The following is a 25,752-nucleotide window of genomic DNA, read 5'->3' as shown; positions in this document are numbered from 1 at the left end:
GTCAGATCTCGTCGAAGTCCAGCTTCTCGCCGGCCCGCTCCCAGACGATGCGCTCGAGCATTTCGCCCAGCAGCTCCTCGCTCTTCTCGCACACCCACTTGCCGCTGTCTTCGTCGTAGTCGAAGTGGAAACCGCCGGAACGGTCGGCCAGCCACAGCTGGCGCAGCGGCTCCTGGCGGCTGAAGATCAGCTGGGCGCCGCCTTCGAACTTGACGGTGAGGACGCCAGCGGAGTTCTCCATGTCCAGGTCCAGGCCGCTCTCGTCGAACAGGTCTTCCAGGGCCTGTTGGGTCGCGTCGACCAGATCATGGAAACGCGCTTCACTCAAACTCATTGCAGGAACCTCGAAATTGGCTGCGTTACAGGCAAGCCCGGCAAGATACGGGCGCTTGCCGCCGAATGCAAAGGTTTAGCCGCTACCTTCACTTGCCCCTTCGCGGCTAAAGCCGCTCCCACAGGTACTGCACATGGCGTGAGGCCGATGCGGTCGAGGTGGGAGCGGCTTCAGCCGCGAAAGGGCCCTTGCAGGCGGTAAGAATAGCCCGCCAGGCGGGCCGGCCCTTGCATAGGCAAGCCGTCGGTCGCTCGGTATACTCGGGCGCAATACTGCATATTTCTAAGGATTTCACCCATGAAGCGCCTGATTTCCTCCCTCGCGGCGCTGGTCGCTGTTGCCTGCCTCGTTTCGGCCTGCGGCCAGAAAGGCCCGCTGTATCTGCCAGAAGACGGCGATAACGGCAAAGCGCACAAGTCGCACCAGCACCAGCCAAAAGCCAAGCCGGCCCCGGTACAAGAGCAGCAGCCGGAGCTCGAGCCCGAGCAGTCGCCAGCGCAGTAAGGAAACCAGATGAACGCTTTCAACTACCGCGACGGCGAGCTGTTCGCGGAAGGCGTGGGCCTGTCGGCCATCGCCGAACGCTACGGCACCCCTACCTACGTGTATTCGCGCGCCCACATCGAGGCCCAGTACCGTAGCTACGCCGATGCACTGCAAGGCACCGAGCACCTGGTATGTTTCGCGGTCAAGGCCAACTCCAACCTTGGCGTGCTGAACGTGCTGGCACGCCTGGGCGCAGGCTTTGACATCGTCTCTGGCGGTGAGCTGGAGCGCGTGCTGGCCGCTGGCGGCCGTGCCGACCGCGTGGTGTTCTCCGGTGTCGGCAAGACCCGCGACGACATGCGCCGTGCCCTGGAAGTCGGCGTGCACTGCTTCAACGTCGAATCCACCGACGAACTGGAGCGCCTGCAAGTGGTGGCCGCCGAGATGGGCAAGGTTGCCCCGGTCTCGCTGCGGGTCAACCCGGATGTCGACGCCGGCACCCACCCGTACATCTCCACCGGCCTGAAAGAGAACAAGTTCGGCATCGCCATCGCCGACGCCGAGGCCATCTACGTGCGCGCGGCGCAGCTGCCGAACCTGGAAGTGGTCGGTGTCGACTGCCACATCGGTTCGCAACTGACCACCGTCGAGCCTTTCCTCGATGCCCTCGACCGCCTGCTGGTGCTGGTCGACCGCCTGGCCGAGTGCGGCATCCACCTGCGCCACCTGGACCTGGGTGGCGGTGTCGGCGTGCGTTACCGCGATGAGGAGCCGCCGCTGGTGGCCGACTACATCAAGGCGATCCGCGAGCGCGTCGGCGACCGCGACCTGGCCCTGGTGTTCGAGCCGGGCCGCTACATCGTGGCCAACGCCGGCGTCCTGCTGACCCGCGTGGAATACCTCAAGCACACCGAGCACAAGGACTTCGCCATCATCGATGCGGCGATGAACGACCTGATCCGCCCGGCTCTGTACCAGGCCTGGATGGGTGTCAGCGCGGTCAAGCCACGCGCAGGCGAAGGCCGTGCCTACGACCTGGTCGGTCCGATCTGCGAGACTGGCGACTTCCTCGGCAAGGACCGCGTGCTGAACCTGGCCGAAGGTGACCTGCTGGCCGTACAGTCCGCGGGCGCCTATGGTTTTGTCATGAGCTCCAACTACAACACCCGTGGCCGTTGCGCTGAAATCCTGGTCGACGGCGACCAGGCCTTCGAAGTACGCCGCCGCGAGACCATCGCCGAATTGTACGCTGGCGAAAGCCTGCTGCCGGAGTAAGCCCATGCTGCTGCGTTTTACCAAGATGCATGGGCTGGGCAACGACTTCATGGTCCTCGACCTGGTCAGCCAGCACGCGCACATCCAGCCCAAGCACGCCAAGCAATGGGGTGACCGCCACACCGGCATCGGCTTCGACCAGTTGCTGATCGTCGAGGCGCCGAGCAACCCGGAAGTGGACTTCCGCTACCGCATCTTCAATGCCGACGGCTCCGAGGTCGAGCAGTGCGGCAACGGTGCGCGCTGCTTCGCCCGCTTCGTGCTGGACAAGCGCCTGACCGCGAAAAAGCGCATCCGCGTGGAAACCAAGAGCGGCATCATAGAGCTGGACGTGCAGAACGACGGCCAGATCAGTGTCGACATGGGCCCACCGCGCTTCATCCCTGCCGAAATCCCCTTCGTCGCCGACGAGCAGGCGCTGAACTACCCACTGGAAGTCGACGGCCAGGTGCATTCGATTGCCGCCGTGTCCATGGGTAACCCGCATGCCGTGCTGCGTGTCGACGACGTGCGTACCGCCCCTGTGCACCAGCTGGGCCCGAAGATCGAAAACCACCCACGCTTCCCGCAGCGGGTGAATGCCGGCTTCCTCCAGGTCATCGACCGCCACCGCGCCAACCTGCGTGTGTGGGAACGTGGTGCGGGCGAAACCCAGGCCTGCGGCACCGGCGCCTGCGCCGCCGCCGTGGCGGCGATCAGCCAGGGCTGGATGGACTCCCCGGTGTCCCTCGACCTGCCCGGTGGCCGCCTGCACATCGAATGGGCCGGCCCCGGCAAGCCCGTGGTGATGACCGGCCCGGCCGTACGCGTCTACGAAGGACAGGTTCGTCTCTAAGCGAGTAACCGCCATGACCGATCAGCCCCAGGTTGTACCCCAGCAGTCCGCCGAGCTCGATGCCGAAGCGGTGGTCGCCTACCTGCGCGCCCACCCCACCTTCTTCGCCGAGCACGACGAGCTGCTGATCGAACAGCGCATCCCGCACCAGCGTGGCGACAGCGTGTCGCTGGTGGAGCGCCAGCTCAAGCTGCTGCGCGACCGCAACATCGAGATGCGCCACCGCCTGTCGCAACTGATGGACGTGGCCCGCGACAACGATCGGCTGTTCGACAAGACCCGCCGGCTGATCCTCGACCTGCTCGACGCCGGCAGCCTGGAAGAAGTGGTGATGGCGGTCGAAGACAGCCTGCGCCAGGAGTTCCAGGTGCCCTTCGTCAGCCTGATCCTGTTCGGCGAAAACGTCGCGCCGGTCGGGCGCTGGGTCAGCAACGCCGAAGCGCAGCAGGCCATCGGTGCCCTGCTGGGCGGCGGCAAGACGGTCAGCGGCAACTTGCGCGAGCACGAGCTGGCCTTCCTGTTCGGTGAAGAACAGCGCCGGGAAGTGGGCTCCAGCGCCGTGGCTGCCCTGGAATACCAGGGTCTGCACGGGGTGCTGGCGATCGGCAGCCGCGACCCGCAACACTACAAGAGCAGCGTCGGCACCTTGTTCCTTGGCTACATTGCCGAGGTGCTTGGCCGCGTTGTGCCACGCGTTACCCAGACCCTGCGCCCGGTACGCTGATGGAACGCCAGCTGGAGGCTTATTGCGCACACCTGCGCAACGAGCGCCAGGTGTCCGAACACACCCTGCTGGGCTACCGTCGCGACCTGGACAAGGTGGTCGCCTACTGCAAGGAGCACGGCATTGCCGATTGGCAGGCGCTGCAGATCCAGCAACTGCGCCAGCTGATCGCCCGCCAGCACCACCACGGCCAGTCCTCGCGCAGCCTGGCCCGGCTACTGTCGGCGGTGCGTGGCCTGTACCGCTATCTCAACCGCGAAGGCCTGTGCCAGCACGACCCGGCCAGCGGCCTGAGCGCGCCCAAGGGCGAACGCCGGCTGCCCAAGGTGCTGGACACCGACCGCGCCCTGCAACTGCTCGATGGCGGTGTCGACGATGACTTCATCGCCCGTCGCGATCAGGCCATCCTCGAACTGTTCTATTCGTCGGGCCTGCGCCTGTCCGAGCTGACCAACCTCGACCTCGATCACCTGGACCTCGCCGCCGGCCTGGTGCAGGTGCTGGGCAAGGGCGGCAAGGCCCGCGTGCTGCCGGTCGGCCGCAAGGCCCGCGAAGCGTTGCAGGCCTGGTACCGCCTGCGCGGCATCGGCAACCCGCGCGACCGCGCGGTGTTCATCACCCGCCAGGGCAACCGCATCAGCCCACGGGCCGTTCAGCAACGGGTGAAGGCAGCCGGTGAGCGCGAGCTGGGCCAGCACCTGCACCCACACATGCTTCGCCATTCCTTCGCCAGCCACGTGCTGGAATCGTCCCAGGACCTGCGCGCAGTGCAAGAGATGCTCGGCCATGCCGACATCGGCACCACGCAGATCTATACCCACCTGGACTTCCAGCACCTGGCCGCGGTGTACGACAGCGCCCACCCTCGGGCCAAACGCAGCAAAGGCACAGACTCATGAGCATCAAGCTGATCACCTTCGACCTCGACGACACCCTGTGGGATACCGCGCCGGTGATTGCCAGCGCGGAAGTCGTGCTGCGCGACTGGCTCGAAGCCAACGCCCCAATCCTTGGCGGCGTGCCGGTGGAGCACCTGTTCGCCATTCGCGAGCGCCTGGTGCAAGCTGAACCCGGCCTGAAGCACCGCATCAGCGCCCTGCGCCGACGGGTGCTGTTCCATGCCTTGGAAGAAGTCGGCTACAGCGAAAAGCATGCGCAGGAGCTGGCCAACGAAGGTTTCGAAGTATTCCTGCATGCCCGTCACCAGGTGGAGATCTTCCCGGAGGTACAGCCGGTGCTGGAGATCCTGCGCCATCACTACACCTTGGGCGTGGTCACCAACGGCAATGCCGACGTGAGCCGGCTGGGGCTGGCGGACTATTTCCGCTTTGCCCTGTGTGCCGAGGACCTCGGCATCGGCAAGCCGGACCCGGCGCCGTTCCTCGAAGCCCTGCGCCGCGGCGACGTGGAAGCCAGCGCGGCGGTGCACATCGGTGACCACCCGGGCGATGACATCGCCGGCGCCCAGCGCGCCGGGCTGCGTGCGGTGTGGTTCAACCCGCAGGGCAAGGCGTGGGCAGGCGAACAGGCGCCTGATGCCGAGATCCAGCGCCTGTCGCAGTTACCCGACATCCTCGCGCGCTGGCGCTGACAGGTACTGCACAGCCCTCGAGGCCTGCGCGGCCCGTTGTAGGAGCGGCCTTGTGTCGCGAAAGGGCTGCGAAGCAGCCCCAGCAATTCGTGCATCTACGCAAAAACCCTGGGGCTGCTTCGCAGCCCTTTCGCGACACAAGGCCGCTCCTACAGGGACCGCGTCAACCTGGCCTGAACAGCAGGCACAAAAAAGCCCGCAGCGACGGCGGGCTTTTTTCCGATCAGCCACTCAGATAGGGCGGCTGCCGTACTTGTTGTCCGGTTTCTTGGGCGGGTCGGCGACCACGTTGGCCTCGACTTCCTGAACCTTGCCGCCGCGAGCGAGGAACTCTTCCATGGCCTTGGCCAGGGCGTCACGCTCCTTCTGCTTGGCTTCCATGCTCGGCATCTCGTCTACCGAGACCGCGGCCTTGGATTTGCCCTTGGCAGCGGGTGCCGGGCTGCTGTCGTCATCGCCAGCGTCTTCGGCGCCGTCATCAGCTGCCGCTTCGAGGCCTTCATCGCCCTCGTCTTCGTCGCCTACTTCGAGGTCATCATTTTCCAGATCGTCGTCGCTCATGTTCTACCTCATGACTTGCGAAAAGCAGGTTAGTTATAGACCAGTGCAGCCGTAGACCGGCAGCCACCAGTGAAAATTCAACTGGCCGTGGGTTAGGCCACTGCCCTAGGGTCGGCGCTCCTGATGGGAGGCGGCACCCAGCAGGCCCTGCTCCTGGCAGGACCTGACAAATCCTTTAGCCCCTGCTGGCCACACGCTATTGGCAAGCCTAGCAAAGGCTGGCGAAGCGTGTGGACTACTCGTCAAACACCCTTCGGCGCGCATTCTAGCGCGCCAGCAGAAAAAGCAAAGCACCATGAATGCTCTGCGTTTTGTAAGATTTCCGCCTACGTCGCGAACGTGTCGGATAAACCGTTTGCCGTGCGGGAAATGCTAAAAATCTGGCAAAAAAATGCCCGGCAAGCCGGGCAAGTTTTTACCGCGTCGCAGTTACAGGTTGTAGCCGCGCTCGTTGTGCTGAGCCAGGTCGAGGCCGACCGACTCTTCTTCTTCGCTGACCCGCAGGCCCATCACCACATCCAGCACCTTGAGGATCACGTAGGTGACGATGGCGGTGTAGACCACGGTGAAGATCACGCCCTTGGCCTGGATCCAGACCTGCATGCCGATGTCGGTGACGGCACCGAAGCCGCCCAGCGCCGGGGCTGCGAACACGCCGGTGAGGATGGCGCCGATGATACCGCCGATGCCGTGCACGCCGAAGGCATCCAGCGAGTCGTCATAGCCCAGCTTGCGCTTGAGGCTGGTGGCGCAGAAGTAGCAGACCACACCCGAGACCAGGCCGATCACCAGGGCGCCCATCGGGCCTACGGTACCGGCAGCCGGGGTGATGGCGACCAGGCCGGCGACCACGCCCGATGCGATGCCCAGGGCGCTCGGCTTACCGTGGCCGATCCACTCGGCGAACATCCAGCCCAGGGCCGCGGCGGCGGTGGCGATCTGGGTCACCAGCATGGCCATGCCGGCGGTGCCGTTGGCGGCAGCGGCAGAGCCTGCGTTGAAGCCGAACCAGCCGATCCACAGCATGGCCGCGCCCATCAGGGTGTAGCCCAGGTTGTGCGGGGCCATCGGGGTGGTCGGGTAGCCCTTGCGCTTGCCCAGCACCAGGCAGCAGACCAGGCCAGCGATACCGGCGTTGATGTGCACCACGGTGCCGCCGGCGAAGTCCAGCACGCCCCAGTCCCACATCAGTGCACCGTCACCGCTCCAGACCATGTGCGCGATCGGCGCGTAGACCAGGGTGAACCAGATGCCCATGAACACCAGCATCGCGGAGAACTTCATGCGCTCGGCGAAGGCACCGACGATCAGCGCCGGGGTGATGATGGCGAAGGTCATCTGGAAGGTGATGAATACCGCTTCAGGGAACAGCGCGGCAGCCGAGGTCAGGTTCGAGGGCGTGACGCCGCTGAGGAACGCCTTGGAGAACCCGCCGACGAAGGAATTGAAGTTGAGCACGCCCTTTTCCATACCAGTGGTATCGAAGGCCATGCTGTAGCCGTAGACGACCCAGAGAATGCTCATCAGGCCAGTGATTGCAAAGCACTGCATCATCACCGACAGCACGTTCTTGGAACGCACCATGCCGCCATAGAACAGGGCCAGGCCCGGAATGGTCATGAACAGCACCAGCGCCGTTGCGGTCAGCATCCAGGCGGTGTCGCCGGAGTTCAGCGCTGGGGCAGCTTCCTCTGCCAGGGCAAGCCCGGGCATTACGAGGGACAATAGGGCTCCTAGCCCTGCGATCTTACGCAGAGTCATGTTGTTTTCTCCTGGGGCGTTGGGTTTGGTGAGGCTTTGTTGCTGCTTAGATCGCGTCGGTATCGGTTTCGCCGGTACGGATACGGATCGCCTGCTCCAGATTCACCACGAAAATCTTGCCGTCACCGATCTTGCCGGTGTTGGCTGCCTTGGTGATGGCTTCGATTACCCGATCAAGGTCCTTGTCATCGATGGCGACATCGATCTTCACCTTGGGCAGGAAATCGACCACGTATTCAGCACCGCGATACAGCTCGGTATGGCCCTTCTGCCGACCGAAGCCTTTGACTTCGGTGACGGTGATGCCCTGCACGCCGATTTCCGACAGCGACTCGCGCACGTCGTCCAGCTTGAACGGCTTGATGATGGCTGTGACTAGCTTCATGAAACTCTCTCCCGATTTGGTGGACTTGCCCCAGGAAAACAAACCCGTCTCAAGTCTAAGCGCAGCGGTTGGCTTTGTAACGCGTCGTCGGCATCCGGCTCCGCGTGCGCACTGCCTGGTCACAAGGAACTGCATCAGTGCATGGCTCGCACTGGTCTTTGCAGAAACCTTGCCAGTTCCGTCAAAGCTCGGGAAAACAGGGAGTTATGTGAATCAGTCGGGATTGGCCAGTCGCCAGCATGGGAAACATGCACAATTTCGGTGCATCCCGGCCTGGCGCATTGCTCGAAAAATGTGCAGTTTCAGAGGTGCGCTGCTTTCTGTAGGAGCGGCCTTGTGTCGCGATAGGGGTGCGAAGCGCCCCCACGATTTGTGCCTGGATACTGATATCGCTGGGGCCGCTGTGCGGCCCTTTCGCGACACAAGGCCGCTCCTACACAAGCCCGCGACCGGATCAGATGCGCATGTGTGCGTGCTACACTGCCGGCCATTTCCCAGTATCAGTGGACAGCCCCATGCTCGCGCCCAAAGCCCTTCTCGATGCCCTGAGCGACCAGGCCTCGCGCCTGTTCAGCAGCGATACCGCCCAGCCCCGCGCCGAACTGGAAAGCCAGTTCAAGGTGCTGATGCAAGGTGCCTTCAGCAAGCTGGACCTGGTCAGCCGCGAAGAATTCGACAGCCAGATGGTCGTCCTGGCGCGCACCCGCGCACGCCTCGAAGCCCTGGAAAAACAGGTAGCCGAACTGGAAGCACGGCTGAATCCAGCCCCGCAGGATGAATGAATGCGCAAGGGCATGAAAATACAGGGTAACGCCCTAGCCTGAAAAACCACGACGCACACTTGTAGCTCCGGCCCGGGCCGCGCTGGCTATGCTTGCAAAGCCGCAGGAAGCGGCCCTTTTCAGCGACAACGGAGCGTCCATGTCCCTAGCCCTCGTCCACAGCCGCGCCCAGGTGGGCGTGCAGGCACCGGCGGTCAGCGTCGAAACCCACCTGGCCAACGGCTTGCCCCATCTCACGCTGGTCGGTCTGCCGGAAACCACGGTCAAAGAGAGCAAGGACCGGGTACGCAGCGCCATCGTCAACTCCGGTTTGAACTACCCGCAGCGGCGCATCACCCAGAACCTCGCCCCCGCCGACCTGCCCAAGGATGGCGGGCGCTATGACCTGGCAATTGCCCTGGGTATCCTCGCCGCCGATGGCCAGGTACCAACGGCCACCCTTGCCGAGGTCGAATGCCTGGGCGAACTGGCGCTGTCTGGCAAGTTGCGCCCGGTGCAGGGCGTGTTGCCCGCAGCACTGGCGGCACGCGAAGCAGGCCGGGCGCTGGTGGTGCCGCGGGAGAATGCCGAGGAAGCCAGCCTGGCAGGCGGGCTGGTGGTGTATGCAGTGGGGCACCTGCTGGAACTGGTCGCCCACCTGAACGGCCAGGTGCCGTTGCCACCGTATGCCGCCAACGGCCTGATCCTGCAGCAACGTCCGTACCCGGACCTGAGCGAAGTGCAGGGCCAACTGGCGGCCAAGCGTGCGCTGCTGCTAGCGGCGGCCGGGGCGCACAACCTTTTGTTCACCGGGCCTCCCGGTACCGGTAAAACCTTGCTTGCCAGCCGCTTGCCGGGGCTGCTGCCACCACTGGACGAGCACGAAGCACTGGAAGTGGCGGCGATACAGTCGGTCAGCGGCCATACGCCACTGAGCAGCTGGCCGCAGCGGCCCTTCCGCCATCCGCATCACTCCGCCTCCGGCCCGGCACTGGTCGGCGGCAGCAGCCGGCCGCAACCGGGCGAAATCACCCTGGCCCACCATGGCGTGCTGTTTCTGGACGAACTGCCGGAATTCGAGCGGCGTGTGCTGGAGGTGTTGCGCGAGCCGTTGGAGTCGGGCGAGATCGTGATTGCCCGGGCCCGCGACAAGGTGCGCTTCCCGGCACGTTTCCAACTGGTGGCGGCAATGAACCCCTGCCCTTGCGGCTACCTGGGCGACCCCACTGGCCGCTGCCGCTGCAGTACCGAGCAGATCGCGCGGTATCGCAACAAGCTGTCCGGGCCGTTGCTGGACCGTATCGACCTGCACCTGACCGTGGCCCGGGAGAGCACCACGCTGAACAACCAGCCCTGCGGCGAGACCAGTGCCGATGTGGCGGCCAAGGTAGCCGAGGCACGTGAACTGCAACAGCGGCGGCAAGGGTGTGCGAATGCGTTTCTCGACCTTGAGGGGTTGCGCCGCCATTGTGGGTTGGCAGCGGCGGACCAGGCCTGGCTGGAGGGGGCATGTGAACGGCTGACCCTGTCGTTGCGCGCGGCACACCGGTTGTTGAAGGTGGCGCGAACGCTGGCGGATCTGGAAGGTAGCCAGACAATTGGCCGGGCGCATCTGGCCGAGGCCCTGCAGTACCGGCCGGGGAGCAGTTAAATTGCCGGGGCTGCCTTGCAGCCCATCGCGACACAAGGCCGCTCCCACAAGAGACACCACAGTTTCAAGGGTTGTGGAGATCCCTGTGGGAGCGGGCAAGCCCGCGAAGGGCCGACACAGGCATCACTGGCTGCCCACCAAAGCATCCTCAACCACCTTCAGCAGCACCTCTTCAGAAAATGGCTTGCCCAGGCAGACCAGCGCCCCAAGCGCCATCGCCGCCCGCACCGCCCCTTCATCCCAATGCGCCGACATGCAGATCACCGGCAAACGCCACTCCAGCCGGGCCAGTTCGCGCTGCACCGCCAGCCCGCTCATTCCGGGCATCCTCAGGTCGAGCAGCACACACCCCGCTTGCCGCGCCAGTGCCGAGGCCAGGAACAGGTCCCCTGCAGCAAACGACAAGGTCTCGAAACCTGCCGAACGCAGCAGGTTGGCCAGGCTTTTGCGCACCGACGCATCGTCGTCGACGATGCACACCGCTCTGCTCATGCGCCGCCCAGGCCCTCAGGCTGCGCCCCGATGACGTTGTGCATGGCCACCAGCTCCAGCAGCGAGCGGGACTGCATCTTGTTCATGATGTTCTTCTTGTGCACCTTGGTCGTCACCTCGCTGGTGCCGATCTGCTTGGCGATCTGCTTGTGCGACAGGCCGCCAACCACCAGCGAGAACACCTGGCGCTCGCGCTGGGTCAGGCGCTGGTACTTTTCCTCGACCTGCCGCGCATGGTGCCACCTGCGCCCTTCGGCCACGGCACGCGTGCGCACCGCCTGCAGCAGTGTCAGCAGCTGGTCTTCGTCGAACGGTTTGGTCAGGAACTCCACGGCCCCGGCACGCATGGCCTGGACGGTCATCGGGATGGTGCCGAAGCCGGTCATGAACACGATCGGCCAGGGCAGCGCCAGCCGGCGCAGCGCGTCTTGTACCTCCAGGCCGCTGGTATCGGGCAGGTGCATGTCCAGCAACAGGCAGGCATAGGGGGTTTCCAGGCGGGCCTCGAACAACGCCTCGGCACTGGCGAACAAATGATGCGGAATGTCCTGCGAGCGCAGCAGGCGGCCTAACGCCGTACGCACCGACGGGTCGTCATCCACCACCAGCACCGGCACGTTCAAGTGCTCATCGAACAACTCGACAGTGTCGGCCACGGCGCACAGCGGCGATTTGCCCAACGCCTCGCCAGGCACCTCGAGACTGATCTCGGCGGCCAGGCGATAGCCCCGGCGCGGCACGGTCTGGATCAGGCCACGGTCGCCAAAGGCCTTGCGCAGCAAGGACACCTGCACCTGCAGGTTGTTGTCCTCCACCACCGTGCCAGCCCACACCTGGCTGAACAGCTCGTCCTTGCCGACCACCCGGCCCTTGGCCTTGATCAGCGTAGCCAGCACCTCGAAGGCACGCCCGCCCAACAGGATCGGCTTGCCATCAACAAAGGCTTCGCGCCGCTCCAGCGACACCTGGGCATTACCTATTCGGATCATGGCTTCCTCGCGCGGGCATGGGCGTTTCCCAGCCCCGGGCAGCCTAGGCCAGCGTACGCCTTCAGACAATTATCCCGAGGGATAGGTTGGCCTGGGGACTATACAAAAGCCCGCCAGCCCCCAGGGGACGATAACGGACAACAGCGTGCCCGTTCCTGCCAAGCAGGCTGCAGGCCGCATCCGTGCTGGGCTCGCTGCGTATACTCGCGCGTCAGGATGTCGCTAGCAGGGGTGCCTTATGCTCGATGAACGCCTTGCCCACAGGCCCATCGATTACGACCAGACCGTCGACGAGGGCTGGCTGAACCGGTGCGACATCAGCGCGCTGGGCCAGGAAGGTGAGCTCAGCTACTTCCGCCTGCGCGACCCTGCCACCCACCAGGCCTGGATCGCCGTGCGCGCCCCGCGCGAGGCCCCCGCCGCCTGCCAGCGCCTGGAACGTGACTACCGCCTGCAACTCGACCCGCAGTGGGCGGTGATCCCCTCGGCGTTCGTACGTTCGGCCGAAGGCCCGCTACTGGTGTACCCGGCCGGCCGCTCAATCGCCGACCTTATCGCAGAAGGCCCAGCAGCCCTGACGCCGTTTCTCGAGATTGCAGTAAACGCGGCCACTGCCTTGGCCCAGGCCCACGAACGCAACGTGCTGCACGGCGCGCTGCAGCCCGAACATGTGTGCCTGCACTCCAACCAGCGAGTGCGGCTGGGCTGCTTTCGCGCCGACCCGGCGGAGCTGATCAGTGAACAGGGCACCGCGCTCGGCAACTGGGCGTACCTGGCGCCGGAACAGGTCTGCCCACATGGCAGCAGCAGCGACCGACGCACCGACATCTATGCCCTTGGCGCGATCCTCTATCAGCTACTGCTGGGCGAATTGCCGCTGGCCGGACGCGACACCCAGCACTGGCGCCAGCTGCATGCCGGCGTGCAGCCACGAGCGGCCTGCGAAGTGGACAGCAATGTGCCGCAACCTCTCAGCCGGATCCTGGCCAAGGCTTTGGCCAAAGAGCCGGACGCCCGCTACCAGAGTGCCCGCGCCCTGTCGGTGGACCTGGCCCATTGCCAGCGGCAGTGGGCCGCCAGCAAGTCCATGGAGGCCTTCGAACCAGGCTGTGCCGACCCGGTCACGCCCGACCGCGCACGCCTGTATGGCCGCTGCGCCGAGCAGAAGGCCATCGCCCTGCTGCTCAAGGCCCTGCGCCGTGACAGCAAGCCACAGGCCCTGTTCATCAATGGGGCTACCGGCATGGGCAAGTCGAGCCTGGTCGAGGCAGCACTCAAGGCCAACGCCCAGGGCTACTGGGCCACCGGCAAGTGCAGCGGCGTTGCCCAGGCCGTGCCCTACGCGCCCTGGGTCGAAATTCTCGGCGCGCTGACCACCCAGTTGCTGGCCCAGAACAGCCAGGACCTCGACACTCTGCGCCGCGAGATCCTGCGCCGCATCAAGGGCCACGGCCGGCTGCTCGGCAAGCTGGCGCCAGACCTGCAACTGGTCCTCGGCCCCCTGCCCGAATTGCCGGCCAAGCCCACGCGCCTGGCGCTGCAGAAGGAGCTGCGGGCGATCGTCGAATTCCTGCAGGTGTTCAGCCGCCCCGGCCAGCCGCTGGTGCTGTTCTTCGATGACCTGCAGTGGGTCGACGACGCCAGCCAGCAACTGCTGGCGCAACTGCTGGCTCACGCGCCCGGCAACCTGTTGCTGATCTTCGCCCGGCGCAATGATGCGCCAGCCAGCAGTACACCCCTTGCCTTGCCCGCAGCGGTGCGCAGCACCACGCTGAACCTGCGGCCCCTGGCGGTGGGCGCGGTGACCGAGCTGATCGGCGAGCGCTACCATGTCGGCCCCGAGGATGCATTGCAGGTGGCCGAACTGGTGCACGACAAGACGGCGGGCAACCCGTTCTTCATCAATCAGATTCTCCGGGCCCTGGTCGAGGACCAGCTGTTCACCTTCGACACCCAGGCCATGCGCTGGTCATGGTGCCTGAAGGCCGTGGCCCGCCACCGCTATTCCGACAATGTCGCCGACCTGATGATCCACCGCCTGGCGCGCCTGCCAGAGCCGCAGCGCGACCTGCTGCGAGTGGCCAGCGCTGCGGGCAGCCGCTGCGATGAACGCCTGCTTCAGCAGGTGCTCTCTCAAGTGCCCGGCGAACCGTTGAAAGCCTTGATTGGCGCGGGTTTCCTGCAATCGGGCCAGAACGGCCTGGGCTTCGCCCACGAGCGGGTGATGGAAGCCGCGTACGCTCTCACGCCCGCGCGCGAGCGTGCCCAGCTGCATGCAAATATCGCCCTGGCCATGCGCCAGGCCTGGCCGGGGCGCCTGCACGAGGCACTGTTCGAGCTTGCCAACCAGCTGCAACGCGCCAGCCCATGCGGGTTTGCAGCGGATGACTGCGAAGCGTTCCTGCAGCTTCTACGCGAAGCCGCGGCACGCGCACGCGACGGCGGCGCTTTCGAACAGACAGCTGGCTACCTGCACACGGCCGAGCAGTTGCTGCACCACGGCGCAACGCTGGAAAGCCGCGCCACGCATGGCTTTGCCATCGCCTGCATGGCGACCGAATGCGACATGCAACTGTCGCGAATGATCGCGGCCGAGGCCCGCATCACTGAATGCCGCCAGCGCGCTCGCTCGGCGTTGGACCAGGCGCGGGTGTGTCGCCTGCAGGCGCTGCTGTACACCTTGCGCGGCGACTATCAGGCGGCCATCGACAGCGCCATATCCGGCCTGGACTTGCTGGGTATAAGCCCGGTGCGGGGTGTCGACTGGCAACAGGTCGAGGCCAGTCATGCCCATGTACAGGCCTTGGTCGAACAGAAAGGCCGCCACTGCCTGGAGTCGCTGCAGCGCACCGATTCGGAGGAAGTGACGGTTGCCATCAGCCTGCTGGCCACCCTGTCGTCATCGTTTTTCGTAAAGGACGACATCTGCTTCCTGCACCTGGCCAAGCTAATGGAGCTGTCGCTGCTGCACGGCGTCGCCCCGGGTAGCACCTACGGCATGGCCTGGTACGGAGTGATGATTGCCGAGCGCTTCGGCGCCTACCATGATGGCCATGCTTGCTGCCTGGCTGCGCTCAAACTGATAGAGCGGCACGGTTTCGACGCTGACTTGACCAGCGCGCTGCTGGCCCTGGACCAGGTAAGCGCCTGGACCTCGCCCATGGAGTTTGCCCGCCGTACCGCGCTGGATGCGGTCGACTCAGGGCGCGTGAGCGGCGACCTGGCGATGAGCTGCTATGCCTGCAACCACCTGGTTTCCGATTCGCTGTTCATGGGCCGCTACCTGCCGGACGTGGTGGAGGAACTGGCGCAAGGCCTGGCCACCGTGCGTCGCTACGGTTACCGCGACATCGAGCAGATCCTGCAGGCCCAGCAAGCGTTCGTCGCCAAATTGAGCGGCACGCCCTGCCCGGCCTCGGCCGCAGCCTCGAAATCGCCTACCACGCGGTTCTTCCAGTACCTGATGGCCGGTATGTGCGACTTCTACCTGGGCAATATCCCGCAGGCCATGCGCAACCTGGCACTGGCCGGCGACAACACCTGGGCGGTACCGGCGCACATCAACCTGGCCGACTATCACCTGTTCCGTGGCCTGGCCCTGGGCAGCCCCGAGGCTATTGGCAGCCTTGCCGACAAGCTGCGCGAGCTACACACCCTGCGCGAGCGCTTCGGCCGCTGGGCCGGCTTCAACCCGGCCACCTTCCGCAACAAGCTGTTGCTGATCGAAGGTGTGATCGCCAAGCTCGAAGGCGACGGCCTGGTCGCCATCCGCTGCTTCGACCAGGCACAGATCGCCGCCACCGCCGCCGGCTTCATCCACGAGCAGGCGCTGGCCCACGAACAGCTGGCCGAGGTATGCATCCCCAGCGGCCTGATCTCCGGCGCCAACCTGCACCTGCGCATCGCCCGCGACTGTTTCCATATCTGGGGCGCGACAGGCAAGGTGCACCAACTGGAGGCTTTGCACCCGTTCCTGCGCACCCAGCCGATCCAGGAAAGCCACCGCGCCACCCACCAGGCCAAGCTCGACCTGGAAGCCGGCATCGAGGCAGCACGGGCGCTGTCCGAGGAAGTGCTGCTCGAGGGCCTGATCGAAACCCTGATGGGCCAGCTGACCCAGCATTCCGGCGCCGACCACGGTGCGCTGCTGATCGTCAGCGGTGCCGAATTCCAGATGGCGGCCCTCGCCTACATCGACGACGCCGGGCTGCACGTGAGCATGGACGACTGCCAGAAGTTCATGACCCAGGCGCCGCTGTCGATCATCAACGCCACCATGCGCACCAAGAAGCCCCTGGTGCTCAACGATGCCCAGAGCGATTGCCCCGAGGCCTTCCGCCAGCAGTTGCAGGCGCGCAAGGCCCGTTCGGTGCTGTGCCTGCCGCTGGTGATCCAGGGCGTGCTTATCGGCTTGGTGTACCTGGAAAACCGCCTGGTACCGAACCTGTTCGGCAGCCAGCGCCTGGCCATGCTGGAAATACTCGCCTCGCAGGCGGCAGTGTCGCTGCAAACCGCCAAGTTCTACACACGCCTGGCCGAAGACAACCAGACCCGCGCCCAGATGGAGGCCGAGTTGCGCCGCTCCCGCGCGGAGTTGGCGCGCACGGCGCACCTGCAGGTGATGAACGAGCTGTCAGCGTCCATCGCCCACGAGATCAGCCAGCCGCTGCTGGGCATCGCCTCCAACGCCGCTGCCAGCCTGCGCTGGCTGAAGCGCGCCAAGCCCGACCTGGAAGAGGCGATTGCCGGCCTGGAAGACATCCGCAACGACAGCGAACGGGCCGCCAACATCGTGCGTGCACTGCGCTCGCTGGCCAAGCAGTCACCGATGCAGCTCAAGGTATTGAAGCTGGACGAACTGATCCGCGAAGTGGTGCGCCTGACCTCGGCCGATGCCGCCAAGGGCACGGTGGATGTGCAGATGCGCTTGCAGGCGGGGGTGAGCGTGATGGCCGACCCGGTGCAGTTGCAGCAGTTGGTGTTCAACCTGATTACCAATGGCCTGGAGGCGCTGGCGGGGTATCGCAGCGATGGGGTGCTGCGGATTGCGTCGGCGGTGGTCGGGGATGGGGTGGAAATCTGCGTGGACGACAACGGGCCGGGGATTGCAACGGATGAGCGCGAGCGAGTGTTCGATGCGTTTCATACCACCAAGATCGGCGGCATGGGGATGGGCTTGGCGATCTGCAACTCGGTGGTGCAGGCCCATGGTGGGCAGTTGCAGGCGCTGGTGTCGGAGTTGGGGGGGTGTCGGATTCGCTTTACGCTGCCTGTGAATCCTTCTTGAGCCTGTACCGGCCCTTTCGCGGGTGAACCCGCTCCCACAGGGATAGTGCACAGCTTGAGAACTGCACGGTTCCTGTGGGAGCGGGTTCACCCGCGAAAGGGCCGGTACAGGTTTACATCAACGGGCGCTCAGGGCCGCATAGCTGTTCATCAGGTTGCGGTAGTTGGGAATGCGCTGCGACAGCAGGTTACCCAGCCCTTCGATGTCATTGCGCCAGTCGCGGTGCAGCTCACAGGCCACCGAGAACCAGTTCATCATCTGCGCACCCGCCTGGGTCATGCGCACCCAGGCCGCCTGCTGCACGGTTTCGTTGAAGGTGCCCGAAGCATCGGTCACCACGAACACTTCAAAACCTTCCGCCAGCGCCGACAGGGTCGGGAACGCCACGCACACATCGGTCACCACGCCAGCGATGATCAGCTGCTTGCGGCCAGTGGCCTTGATCGCCTTGACGAAGTCTTCGTTGTCCCAGGCGTTGATCTGGCCAGGGCGGGCAATGTACGGCGCATCCGGGAACATCTCTTTCAGCTCGGGCACCAGCGGGCCGTTCGGGCCTTGCTCGAAGCTGGTGGTGAGGATGGTCGGCAGGCCGAAGAACTTGGCCAGGTCGCCCAGGGCCAGCACGTTGTTCTTGAACTCGTTGGGCGAGAAGTCCTGCACCAGCGAAATCAGGCCGGTCTGGTGGTCGACCAGCAGCACCACGGCGTCGTCTTTGTTCAGGCGCTTGTAATCGGGTTGGCTCATCGGGGTGACTCCTTGGGTTGGGAAAACAGGCCGGCACTGTTCACAAGGGGCTATACCGGCGGATAGGTTCGGCTTAAGGATGGGCCTGCGCCTGGCGCCACGCCTTGGGTGGCTGGCCGACCAGGCGGCTGAAGGCGCGGGTGAAATGGGCCTGGTCGCAGAAGCCGCATTCCAGGCTCACGTGGGTGATCGGCGCCTCGGTGGCGAGCAGACGCTTGGCCTTTTCCATGCGTGCCAGCAGGCGCCACGCCTGGGGCGAGAGGCCGGTGTTGACCTTGAACGCACGCGAGAAGTGGCTGCGGGTGAGGTTGCATAACCCGGCGATTTCGATGATCGACAACGGGCTGTGCAACATCAGTTCCTTGGCCCGGCGCAAGCGCGCCGGCGTCAGTGCGCCGGGGGTTTGCAGCGGCGCTTGGGGCGTCCCGGGGTGCATGGCGGCTCTCCTGTTCAATGCAGAAAGTCTCGCCTCCGGCACATGACAAAGTCCTGAGCCAAACCTGAATTGTTGTTAATTGCGCGCTGCTGGCCCTGACGGTTTTGCCGATACCTTAAGATGCGTTTCGTATTCAGCTTCGGGCCGCTGGTGGCGGCCGGCATTCAAGGCAAAAGAGCGATGCAGGAAAAACCCGCCCACCGCACCGTGGCCATGGTGTTGTTCAATGATGTGTTGTTGCTGGATGTCACCGGTCCCATGGATGCCTTCGCCATAGCCAACCGGTTCTTGCCTGCAGAGCGGCAATACCGGTTGCTGACCCTGGCCGAGGGGCAAGCGGCGGTGCGCGGCTCATGCGGGCTGAAAGTGATGGCCGACCTGCGTCTGGAGGACTTGCCGGAAGCCGTCGACCTGTTGCTGGTGCCAGGCGGCCCGGGCGCCTATGACGTCGCCCTGCCAGGCATCGAGCGCTGGCTGCCCCAGGCCGTGCGCCGGGCCAAACGCTTTGGTGCAATATGCACCGGGGTATTCCTTCTGGGCCGGGCCGGGCTGCTGGACGGCTATCGCTGTACCACCCACTGGAACTACGTGGAGCGCCTGGCACAAGCGTTCCCCGAGGCGAAGGTCGAGACAGAGCAGATCTACGTGATCGACCGTTGCCTGATTACCTCAGGCGGCATCACCGCTGGCATCGACCTGGCACTGGCGGTGGTGGCCGAAGACCACGGCAAGGCGCTGGCCCTGGAAGTGGCCAAGGTGCTGCTGGTCGCCCGCCATCGCCAGGGTGGGCAAACGCCTTACGGGCCACTGCTGGCGGCTGTGCCGCGGGATGATTCGCCGATTGCACGGGTGCAGGCGTATATCGTCGACCATATCGAGCAAGCCTTCACCGTGCAGAAGATGGCCGACCTGGTGGCCATGAGCGGGCGCAACTTCGCCCGCACCTTTCAACGCGAGGTGGGCATCACGCCGCTGCAATACTTGCAGAACGCACGCATCGACCGCGCGCGCAAGCTGCTGGAAGACACCGACCTGCCGTTGAAGGTAGTGGCGGCGCAGTGCGGGTTTGGCAGTGACCGGCATTTGCGCAAGGTGTTCTGCGAGCGGATTGGCATGACGCCGGCGCAGTATCGGGCGCAGTTTGGTGGCAGTTGAGTATGCAGATTTCCTGTGCCGGCCTCTTCGCGGGTGAACCCGCTCCCACAGGTGTTGCGCAGGCTTGAAGACACCGCTGTACCTGTGGGAGCGGGTTCACCCGCGAAGAGGCCAGCACGATTGTCACCTGATTCAGGACAATGTGTCTTCCTCACAGCAGATTGTCTGGCACTCCCACATTCCCCAGAATTGTCCGCCAAACTGATCTAACGCTGCCCCGGCAGCTCATGGAGTACGAGCCAATGCCACACGAAGGCAGCCTTCTGCAAACCGCGGTGATCTTCCTGCTCGCCGCTGTCCTCGCCGTCCCCCTGGCCAAGCGCCTGCACCTGGGGGCCGTGCTCGGTTACCTGCTCGCCGGCGTGATCATCGGCCCGCAGGCGCTGGGCCTGATCCGCGATACCGAAAGCGTGGCGCACATTTCCGAGCTGGGCGTGGTCCTGCTGCTGTTCATCATCGGCCTCGAGCTTTCGCCCAAGCGCCTGTGGCTGATGCGCAAGTCCGTATTCGGCGTCGGCACCGCCCAGGTGCTGCTGACCGGTGCGCTGATCGGCGCCATCGCCCTGTTCGGCTTCAGCCAGACGCTACCGGCGGCCATCGTGCTCGGCCTGGGCCTGGCGCTGTCGTCCACCGCCCTTGGCCTGCAGAGCCTGGCCGAAAGCAAGCAGCTCAACGCCCCGCACGGCCGCCTGGCGTTCGCCATCCTGCTGTTCCAGGACATCGCCGCCATCCCACTGATCGCATTGGTTCCACTGCTGGCCGCCAGTGGCCCGGACACCAGCCACGGCGACAGCCTGGAGCATGGCCTGAAGGTATTCGCCAGCATCGCCGTGGTCATCGTCGGTGGCCGCTACCTGCTGCGCCCGGTGTTCCGCACCGTGGCCCGCACCGGCCTGCCGGAAGTGTCCACCGCCACCGCGCTGCTGGTTGTGATCGGCACGGCCTGGCTGATGGAAGAAGCCGGCATTTCCATGGCCCTGGGTGCCTTCCTCGCCGGCCTGCTGCTGGCCGACTCGGAATACCGCCACGAGCTGGAATCGCAGATCGAACCGTTCAAGGGCCTGCTGCTGGGGCTGTTCTTCATCAGCGTCGGCATGGGCGCCAACCTGCGCCTGCTGATTGAAATGCCTTTGGTGGTGCTGGGCCTGACCCTGCTGCTGGTGGCCGTGAAGCTGGTACTGCTGATCGGCGTCGGGCGCCTGGCCGGTGGCCTGAACAGCGCCAGCGCCCTGCGCCTGGGCATGGTGCTGGCTGCCGGTGGCGAATTTGCCTTCGTGGTGTTCAAGCTGGGCAAGGACCAAGGCTTGTTCGACACCCAGACCTACGACCTGCTGCTGATGACCATCACCCTGTCGATGGCCATTACCCCGCTGCTGATGATTGGCTGCGCCCACGCCCTCAAGCGCCCGCAACCTGTGCGTGAGGTGCCGGAGCATTACAAGCAGATCCAGGCTGACACGCCACGGGTGGTGATCGTCGGCATGGGCCGCATGGGCCAGATCGTCGCGCGCATCCTGCGGGCACAGAAGATTCCGTTCATTGCCCTGGAAACCTCGGTGGACACCATCGAGATGACCCGTATGTTCGAACAGGTACCCGTGTTCTACGGCGACCCGCTGCGCCCCGAGGTGCTGCATGCCGCCAAGGTGGGCGAGGCGGAATACTTCATCATCACCATCGATGACCCGGAAGCTGCCATTCACACGGCGGAACGGGTGAAACGCCTGTACCCGCACCTGAAAGTGCTGGCCCGCGCGCGTAACCGCCAGCATGTGCACAAGTTGGCGGATGTCGGCGCCGAGCCGATTCGCGAGACGTTCTACTCCAGCCTGGAGATGACCCGCCGGGCATTGGTGGGGTTGGGGTTGAGCGAGGCGCAGGCGGCGGACCGGATTGCGCGGTTTACCCAGCATGACGAAGAGGTGCTGGTGGCCCAGGGGCAGGTGCGTGATGACCGGGCCAAGGTGATGCAGACGGCCAAGGAGGCCCGGGCGGAGTTGGAGCGGTTGTTTGATTCGGATGCGGATTGAGGGTTTCGAGCGCATGGCTGTAGAGATGTAGCGGCCTTGAGATCGAGCGCCGCCCGCGCGGCGCTCGGTCTCATAGGCGCCAGAAATCTATCGTCAGGCACCTGGAGGCCATTCTGCAACCTCCCGACGGTCACCTCCCTGCCATTACGCGGATACCAAAAAACCATCAAAAAATCGTCCGTCTCAGCAAGGTCCTACCTCCTAGCGAACCATTTCCTACGTTAATGCTGACCCTGACGAATTATCCTACGCACCGTGTCGACGCCCGTCTGATTGTCCGGGGAAAGCCTGCTCTCTAGGCTTGCCGGGTCGCTGTCGGTTCAGCGATCGGGTGTGGAAACCCGTCTCGGTTTGAGGTTCTGTCGTCAATGGCAGTTGTGCGCGGGAGGCCGTATGGCCTACCGGGTTGCCTCTCACCGGTTTTCCACCCCGCGTACAACTGCCACCCTTCGCGTGGAAACGGATGGTTGCAGTACAACCTAGAGAGCTTACTGCAATGAAAAAGATTGTCCCCAATCCACCTCTTCCCGACACCAAAGAGCGCGCTTTCAGCCGCTGCGATGCCGGCCATCCACCTTTGTTCACAGTAAACCCGGGCGTCTCTGCCCACGACGCCCTGGTGCATATCGCCCAGTACCTGCGCGGCGCCTACGACTGTGGCTACAAAGCCCTGGAACACCTGGATGAAACCGGCAAGAGCCTGTTCTGGAGCAACCTGAATGCAGTCGAAATGGCAGAAGGGTTGGTTGAGGCATTGTTGGATGGGATTGAGTCGCAGCCCATGAATTGATGTTGTCCTTGCTGGCCTCTTCGCGGGTGAACCCGCTCCCACAAGGATCACCACAGGAGCTGAAACTGTGCAGTACCTGTGGGAGCGGGTTTACCCGCGAAAGGGCCAGCGCAGCAAACAAAAAAGGCCAGCTCCCTACAGAGGAAGCCGGCCTTTTTGCATTCAACTAACGGACTGTTACTTACCCGCAGTCAGCGCGTTGTAGCTGGTAATCAGGTTGCGATAATCCGGAATGTGGTTGGAGCAGAGCGCCGCCAGCCCTTCGATGTCGTTGCGCCAGTCGCGGTGCAGCTCACAGGCCACGCCGAACCAGGTCATCATTTGCGCGCCTGCGCGGCTCATGCGGTCATGGGCAGCATCGCGGGTCATTTCGTTGAAGGTGCCGGAAGCATCAGTCACCACGAACACTTCGAACTCCTCTTCCAGGGCCGACAGCGCCGGGAACGCTACACAGACCTCAGTCACCACTCCGGCGATGATCAGCTGCTTCTTGCCCGTGGCCTTCACCGCCTTGACGAAGTCTTCGTTGTCCCAGGCGTTGATCTGGCCTGGGCGGGCGATGTAGGGGGCGTCCGGGAACAGGGCTTTCAGCTCTGGTACCAGCGGGCCGTTGGGGCCTTGTTCGAAGCTGGTGGTGAGAATGGTCGGCAGGTTGAAGAACTTGGCCAGGTCGGCCAAGGCCAGCACGTTGTTCTTGAACTTGTCCGGCTCGATGTCACGGACCAGGGACAGCAGGCCAGCCTGGTGGTCGACCAGCAGGACAGCGGCGTCGTCTTTGTTCAGGCGGTTGTAGGTGAATTTGCTCATGGTCCGTGCTCCTAAGGGTTATGAATTTTTCAGCATTCGGGGGTGTTTCGCGTTGATGGGCACAGATTAAAATCATCACCTTTGTGGCGGTAGATAGCAGAATTTGGCTTTAGCGTTCCGTTTTATGAACGATAGATTCGTAGGGGCTGTGCCGGCCTCTTCGCGGGTAAACCCGCTCCCACAGGGATGGCGCCGGGCTTGAGCCCTGTGCAGTACCTGTGGGAGCGGGTTTACCCGCGAAAGGGCCGGCACAGGCAACCAAGTACCCGGAGACCGATCATTGGAAGACCTCAACTCCCTCTACTACTTCACCCAGGTAGTCGAACACGGCGGCTTCGCCCCGGCTGGCCGGGCGCTGGACATGCCCAAGTCCAAGCTAAGCCGGCGCATTGCCGATCTCGAAGACCGCCTGGGCGTGCGCCTGCTGCACCGCACCAGCCGCCATTGTTCGCTCACCGAGATCGGCCAGGCCTACTACAACCGCTGCCTGGCCATGCGCGTGGAGGCCGAGGGCGCGGCGGAGATCATCGAGCGCAACCGCAGCGAACCGCGTGGCCTGGTGCGTATCAGTTGCCCGACCACCCTGCTCAATTCCTGGGTCGGGCCGATGCTGACCCGCTACATGCTCAAGTACCCGCAGGTGGAGCTGTTCATCGAGAGCACCAACCGCCGCGTCGACCTGCTGCACGAGGGCTTCGATATTGCCCTGCGGGTGCGCTTTCCGCCGCTGGAGAACACCGACATGGTGATGAAGGTACTGAGCAACAGTACCCAGTGCCTGGTCGGCCAGCCGCAGTACCTGGAGCAGTTGCCCAAGGGCTTCGACCCGCAGCTGCTCGGCACGCTGCCGAGCCTGCATTGGGGCAGCGCCCAGCGTGAGTACCAATGGGAGCTGTTCCAGGGTGAGGACAGCAGCCACAGCATCGTCATCCCGCACACACCGCGCATGGTGACGGACGACCTGTTCGCCCTGCGCCATTTCGTGGTGGCCGGGGTGGGTATTGCGCACCTGCCACGGGTGGCGGTGCGTGAAGACCTGGCGGCGGGGCGGCTGGTGGAGTTGTTGCCGGAATGGCACCCGCGTTGCGGCATCGTGCATGCGATCTTCCCGTCGCGGCGGGGGTTGCTGCCGTCGGTGCGGGCGCTGATCGATCATCTGGCCGAGGAGTTTGCGATCAGCGACATGGCTTGAGTTCTGGGTTGGCTGTACGGGCCTCTTCGCGGGCTCGCCCGCTCCCACAGGTATTGCACAGGGTTCAGAGCCTGCGGTGAATCTGTGGGAGCGGGCGAGCCCGCGAAGAGGCCGGCACAGGCAAAACCAGCCAGAGCACACACATACAAGACCCCTGGCCTATCCTTCATCCACATTCCCGGATCATCCCTCCCGGAGCCCCCATGATCCGCGCCACTCACGGACCAGGCCGCGCCCTGCTCGCCACCCTAGCCCTGTGCCCGGCGCTCAGCCAGGCCGAAGAGCCCGGCTGGTCGCTGCTCAGCCGCAACTACTTCCTGCACAGCGACTTCCGCTCGCCCTCCGGCAGTGGCCAGAACTACCGCCAGGAATGGGCCCAGGGCTTCATTGGCGAAATCCGCTCCGGCTTCACCGAGGGCACACTCGGCGTCGGCATCGATGCCCATGGCTTTCTCGGCCTCAAGCTGGACGGCGGCCGCGGCCATGCCGGCACCGGCCTGCTGCCGCGCGACAGCGATGGCCGTGCCGAGTCCGACTACTCCAGCGCCGGCGCCGCACTCAAGCTGCGGATGGGCAATACCCAACTGCGCTACGGCGAAATGACCGTGGAAACCCCGGTGTTCGACACCAGCGACAAACGCCTGCACCCGGAGTACGCCACCGGCTGGTTCCTGGACAACACCGACCTGCCCGACTGGCGCCTGCAGGCCGGGCACTTCACCGCCTTCAACAACCAGGACAACAGCTCCGGCCATGATGACTTCAGCGGCTACGGCGCTACCACCGACAACCGTGCCATCAGCCTGGCCGGTGCCGCGTTCGCACCCGACGGGCCATTTGGTGGCGCACTGTACGCAGGCCAGCTGGAGGACACCTGGCGCCAGGCCTACCTCAACCTGAACCTGGCCGAGGGCAACTGGCGCCTGGACGGCAACCTGTACAAGACCCGCGACACCGGCAATGCCAGTGCCGGGGCAATCGACACCCTCGCCTACAGCCTGCTGGCCAGGTACAGCTTTGGCGCCCAGGCGCTGAGCCTGGCCTACCAGAAGGTCGAGGGCGATACCCCGTTCGACTTCGTCGGCGGCGACTCCATCTACCTGGCCAACTCGATCAAGTACGCCGACTTCAACGGCCCCGGCGAGCGCTCGTGGCAACTGCGCTACGACCTCGACTTCGCCACCCTCGGCGCCCCCGGCCTGAGCCTGATGGGCCGCTACGTCAGCGGCCGTGGCATCGACGGCAGCCATGCCCCGGCAGGCGGCGCCTATGTGGGCCTGTACGGCGACGGCGGCAAGCACTGGGAGCGCGACATCGACCTGAAATACGTGGTGCAGTCGGGCGCCGCCAAGGACCTGAGCCTGTCGTTTTCCCACGTCAGCCACCGCGCCAACCAGGCCCAGGCCGGCGATGACATCGACCGGATCTACCTGATCATCGAATACCCACTCAAAGGCAGCTTCTGA

Annotated in this window: 23 protein-coding genes; 14 read left to right on the top strand and 9 right to left on the bottom strand. The window is 64.6% G+C overall.

The window, feature by feature from the left end; all coding sequences use genetic code 11:
• Position 1 precedes the first annotated feature (1 nt).
• Positions 2–334 (bottom strand): iron donor protein CyaY, encoded by a 333-nt coding sequence (gene cyaY / locus CAG00_RS11390; protein WP_004575827.1) that lies wholly within the window; start codon positions 332–334, stop codon positions 2–4.
• 297 nt (positions 335–631) lie between these two features.
• Between cyaY and CAG00_RS11385 the strand changes: the two genes are divergently transcribed.
• The 6 genes from CAG00_RS11385 to CAG00_RS11360 are packed head-to-tail and all read left to right on the top strand — an operon-like array spanning position 632 to position 5,245.
• Entirely contained in the window at positions 632–838 is a 207-nt protein-coding gene (locus CAG00_RS11385) for a lipoprotein (protein WP_075046725.1), read from the top strand.
• Between the two features lie 9 nt (positions 839–847).
• Positions 848–2,095: a diaminopimelate decarboxylase gene (gene lysA, locus CAG00_RS11380; protein ID WP_013974743.1), complete on the top strand. Its 1,248-nt coding sequence runs from the start codon at positions 848–850 to the stop codon at positions 2,093–2,095.
• Between the two features lie 4 nt (positions 2,096–2,099).
• Positions 2,100–2,930: a diaminopimelate epimerase gene (dapF, locus tag CAG00_RS11375; RefSeq protein ID WP_085664295.1), complete on the top strand. Its 831-nt coding sequence runs from the start codon at positions 2,100–2,102 to the stop codon at positions 2,928–2,930.
• Between the two features lie 13 nt (positions 2,931–2,943).
• On the top strand, positions 2,944–3,654 hold the full coding sequence (locus CAG00_RS11370; protein ID WP_015272252.1) for a DUF484 family protein: 711 nt from the start codon (positions 2,944–2,946) through the stop codon (positions 3,652–3,654).
• Complete coding sequence (gene xerC / locus CAG00_RS11365; RefSeq protein WP_013974746.1) at positions 3,654–4,553, top strand: tyrosine recombinase XerC; 900 nt, start codon at positions 3,654–3,656, stop codon at positions 4,551–4,553. The genes CAG00_RS11370 and xerC overlap by 1 nt, the downstream gene beginning before the upstream one ends.
• Positions 4,550–5,245 carry an HAD family hydrolase gene (locus CAG00_RS11360; RefSeq protein ID WP_038410237.1) on the top strand — a complete coding sequence of 232 codons (696 nt, stop codon included), beginning with the start codon at positions 4,550–4,552 and terminating at the stop codon, positions 5,243–5,245. The genes xerC and CAG00_RS11360 overlap by 4 nt, the downstream gene beginning before the upstream one ends.
• A 231-nt stretch (positions 5,246–5,476) precedes the next feature.
• Here CAG00_RS11360 and sutA read toward each other — a convergent pair whose 3' ends face one another.
• From sutA to glnK, 3 genes are all read right to left on the bottom strand, one after another.
• Positions 5,477–5,806 carry a transcriptional regulator SutA gene (gene sutA, locus CAG00_RS11350; RefSeq protein WP_013974748.1) on the bottom strand — a complete coding sequence of 110 codons (330 nt, stop codon included), beginning with the start codon at positions 5,804–5,806 and terminating at the stop codon, positions 5,477–5,479.
• Between the two features lie 429 nt (positions 5,807–6,235).
• Positions 6,236–7,567 carry an ammonium transporter gene (locus CAG00_RS11345; RefSeq protein WP_025341075.1) on the bottom strand — a complete coding sequence of 444 codons (1,332 nt, stop codon included), beginning with the start codon at positions 7,565–7,567 and terminating at the stop codon, positions 6,236–6,238.
• A 46-nt stretch (positions 7,568–7,613) separates the two neighbouring features.
• A complete protein-coding gene (glnK, locus tag CAG00_RS11340; protein ID WP_002555808.1) occupies positions 7,614–7,952 on the bottom strand; it encodes a P-II family nitrogen regulator in 339 nt (112 codons plus the stop codon).
• A 515-nt stretch (positions 7,953–8,467) separates the two neighbouring features.
• Between glnK and CAG00_RS11335 the strand changes: the two genes are divergently transcribed.
• On the top strand, positions 8,468–8,734 hold the full coding sequence (locus CAG00_RS11335) for an accessory factor UbiK family protein (protein WP_025341076.1): 267 nt from the start codon (positions 8,468–8,470) through the stop codon (positions 8,732–8,734).
• 139 nt (positions 8,735–8,873) lie between these two features.
• Entirely contained in the window at positions 8,874–10,364 is a 1,491-nt protein-coding gene (locus CAG00_RS11330) for a YifB family Mg chelatase-like AAA ATPase (protein WP_085664293.1), read from the top strand.
• Between the two features lie 123 nt (positions 10,365–10,487).
• Here the strand turns inward: CAG00_RS11330 and CAG00_RS11325 are convergent, their stop codons facing one another.
• Positions 10,488–10,856 (bottom strand): response regulator transcription factor, encoded by a 369-nt coding sequence (locus CAG00_RS11325; protein ID WP_176240875.1) that lies wholly within the window; start codon positions 10,854–10,856, stop codon positions 10,488–10,490.
• Positions 10,853–11,845: a response regulator gene (locus tag CAG00_RS11320; protein WP_085615914.1), complete on the bottom strand. Its 993-nt coding sequence runs from the start codon at positions 11,843–11,845 to the stop codon at positions 10,853–10,855. The genes CAG00_RS11325 and CAG00_RS11320 overlap by 4 nt, the downstream gene beginning before the upstream one ends.
• A gap of 238 nt (positions 11,846–12,083) precedes the next feature.
• Here CAG00_RS11320 and CAG00_RS11315 point away from each other — a divergent pair, with 238 nt between their 5' ends.
• The gene (locus tag CAG00_RS11315) at positions 12,084–17,132 is read left to right on the top strand and encodes an ATP-binding sensor histidine kinase (RefSeq protein ID WP_085664291.1); all 5,049 of its coding nucleotides are present in this window, start codon (positions 12,084–12,086) and stop codon (positions 17,130–17,132) included.
• Positions 17,133–17,249: 117 nt separating this feature from the next.
• Here the strand turns inward: CAG00_RS11315 and ycaC (CAG00_RS11310) are convergent, their stop codons facing one another.
• Both ycaC (CAG00_RS11310) and CAG00_RS11305 read right to left on the bottom strand, forming a co-directional pair.
• Complete coding sequence (ycaC, locus tag CAG00_RS11310; protein WP_004375560.1) at positions 17,250–17,876, bottom strand: isochorismate family cysteine hydrolase YcaC; 627 nt, start codon at positions 17,874–17,876, stop codon at positions 17,250–17,252.
• 73 nt (positions 17,877–17,949) lie between these two features.
• Complete coding sequence (locus tag CAG00_RS11305; protein ID WP_013974756.1) at positions 17,950–18,312, bottom strand: helix-turn-helix domain-containing protein; 363 nt, start codon at positions 18,310–18,312, stop codon at positions 17,950–17,952.
• Between the two features lie 180 nt (positions 18,313–18,492).
• Here CAG00_RS11305 and CAG00_RS11300 point away from each other — a divergent pair, with 180 nt between their 5' ends.
• The 3 genes from CAG00_RS11300 to CAG00_RS11290 all read left to right on the top strand — a co-directional run bounded on the left by CAG00_RS11300 (position 18,493) and on the right by CAG00_RS11290 (position 22,287).
• Complete coding sequence (locus CAG00_RS11300) at positions 18,493–19,467, top strand: GlxA family transcriptional regulator (protein WP_085664350.1); 975 nt, start codon at positions 18,493–18,495, stop codon at positions 19,465–19,467.
• A 242-nt stretch (positions 19,468–19,709) separates the two neighbouring features.
• A complete protein-coding gene (locus CAG00_RS11295; RefSeq protein WP_085664290.1) occupies positions 19,710–21,497 on the top strand; it encodes a monovalent cation:proton antiporter-2 (CPA2) family protein in 1,788 nt (595 codons plus the stop codon).
• Between the two features lie 496 nt (positions 21,498–21,993).
• Positions 21,994–22,287 (top strand): hypothetical protein, encoded by a 294-nt coding sequence (locus CAG00_RS11290; protein WP_085664289.1) that lies wholly within the window; start codon positions 21,994–21,996, stop codon positions 22,285–22,287.
• A 177-nt stretch (positions 22,288–22,464) separates the two neighbouring features.
• Here CAG00_RS11290 and ycaC (CAG00_RS11285) read toward each other — a convergent pair whose 3' ends face one another.
• Entirely contained in the window at positions 22,465–23,094 is a 630-nt protein-coding gene (gene ycaC / locus CAG00_RS11285) for an isochorismate family cysteine hydrolase YcaC (RefSeq protein WP_013974760.1), read from the bottom strand.
• A 280-nt stretch (positions 23,095–23,374) separates the two neighbouring features.
• Between ycaC (CAG00_RS11285) and CAG00_RS11275 the strand changes: the two genes are divergently transcribed.
• Together CAG00_RS11275 and CAG00_RS11265 are read left to right on the top strand one after the other, a co-directional pair.
• Positions 23,375–24,286 carry a LysR substrate-binding domain-containing protein gene (locus tag CAG00_RS11275; protein WP_025341085.1) on the top strand — a complete coding sequence of 304 codons (912 nt, stop codon included), beginning with the start codon at positions 23,375–23,377 and terminating at the stop codon, positions 24,284–24,286.
• A 203-nt stretch (positions 24,287–24,489) separates the two neighbouring features.
• Positions 24,490–25,752, top strand: coding sequence for an OprD family porin (locus tag CAG00_RS11265; protein ID WP_085664287.1), 1,263 nt, complete (start codon positions 24,490–24,492; stop codon positions 25,750–25,752).

This window comes from Pseudomonas sp. B5(2017) (genome assembly GCF_002112825.1).
Taxonomy (GTDB): domain Bacteria; phylum Pseudomonadota; class Gammaproteobacteria; order Pseudomonadales; family Pseudomonadaceae; genus Aquipseudomonas; species Aquipseudomonas putida_Z.
This window is presented reverse-complemented; position numbering and strand designations above follow the sequence as displayed.

Bases quoted from the DNA above. Each gene is read 5' to 3' on its own strand.
- cyaY (WP_004575827.1), bottom strand. From the start codon at position 334: ATGAGTTTGAGTGAAGCGCGTTTCCATGATCTGGTCGACGCGACCCAA.
- CAG00_RS11385 (WP_075046725.1), top strand. From the start codon at position 632: ATGAAGCGCCTGATTTCCTCCCTCGCGGCGCTGGTCGCTGTTGCCTGC.
- lysA (WP_013974743.1), top strand. From the start codon at position 848: ATGAACGCTTTCAACTACCGCGACGGCGAGCTGTTCGCGGAAGGCGTG.
- dapF (WP_085664295.1), top strand. From the start codon at position 2,100: ATGCTGCTGCGTTTTACCAAGATGCATGGGCTGGGCAACGACTTCATG.
- CAG00_RS11370 (WP_015272252.1), top strand. From the start codon at position 2,944: ATGACCGATCAGCCCCAGGTTGTACCCCAGCAGTCCGCCGAGCTCGAT.
- xerC (WP_013974746.1), top strand. From the start codon at position 3,654: ATGGAACGCCAGCTGGAGGCTTATTGCGCACACCTGCGCAACGAGCGC.
- CAG00_RS11360 (WP_038410237.1), top strand. From the start codon at position 4,550: ATGAGCATCAAGCTGATCACCTTCGACCTCGACGACACCCTGTGGGAT.
- sutA (WP_013974748.1), bottom strand. From the start codon at position 5,806: ATGAGCGACGACGATCTGGAAAATGATGACCTCGAAGTAGGCGACGAA.
- CAG00_RS11345 (WP_025341075.1), bottom strand. From the start codon at position 7,567: ATGACTCTGCGTAAGATCGCAGGGCTAGGAGCCCTATTGTCCCTCGTA.
- glnK (WP_002555808.1), bottom strand. From the start codon at position 7,952: ATGAAGCTAGTCACAGCCATCATCAAGCCGTTCAAGCTGGACGACGTG.
- CAG00_RS11335 (WP_025341076.1), top strand. From the start codon at position 8,468: ATGCTCGCGCCCAAAGCCCTTCTCGATGCCCTGAGCGACCAGGCCTCG.
- CAG00_RS11330 (WP_085664293.1), top strand. From the start codon at position 8,874: ATGTCCCTAGCCCTCGTCCACAGCCGCGCCCAGGTGGGCGTGCAGGCA.
- CAG00_RS11325 (WP_176240875.1), bottom strand. From the start codon at position 10,856: ATGAGCAGAGCGGTGTGCATCGTCGACGACGATGCGTCGGTGCGCAAA.
- CAG00_RS11320 (WP_085615914.1), bottom strand. From the start codon at position 11,845: ATGATCCGAATAGGTAATGCCCAGGTGTCGCTGGAGCGGCGCGAAGCC.
- CAG00_RS11315 (WP_085664291.1), top strand. From the start codon at position 12,084: ATGCTCGATGAACGCCTTGCCCACAGGCCCATCGATTACGACCAGACC.
- ycaC (WP_004375560.1), bottom strand. From the start codon at position 17,876: ATGAGCCAACCCGATTACAAGCGCCTGAACAAAGACGACGCCGTGGTG.
- CAG00_RS11305 (WP_013974756.1), bottom strand. From the start codon at position 18,312: ATGCACCCCGGGACGCCCCAAGCGCCGCTGCAAACCCCCGGCGCACTG.
- CAG00_RS11300 (WP_085664350.1), top strand. From the start codon at position 18,493: ATGCAGGAAAAACCCGCCCACCGCACCGTGGCCATGGTGTTGTTCAAT.
- CAG00_RS11295 (WP_085664290.1), top strand. From the start codon at position 19,710: ATGCCACACGAAGGCAGCCTTCTGCAAACCGCGGTGATCTTCCTGCTC.
- CAG00_RS11290 (WP_085664289.1), top strand. From the start codon at position 21,994: ATGAAAAAGATTGTCCCCAATCCACCTCTTCCCGACACCAAAGAGCGC.
- ycaC (WP_013974760.1), bottom strand. From the start codon at position 23,094: ATGAGCAAATTCACCTACAACCGCCTGAACAAAGACGACGCCGCTGTC.
- CAG00_RS11265 (WP_085664287.1), top strand. From the start codon at position 24,490: ATGATCCGCGCCACTCACGGACCAGGCCGCGCCCTGCTCGCCACCCTA.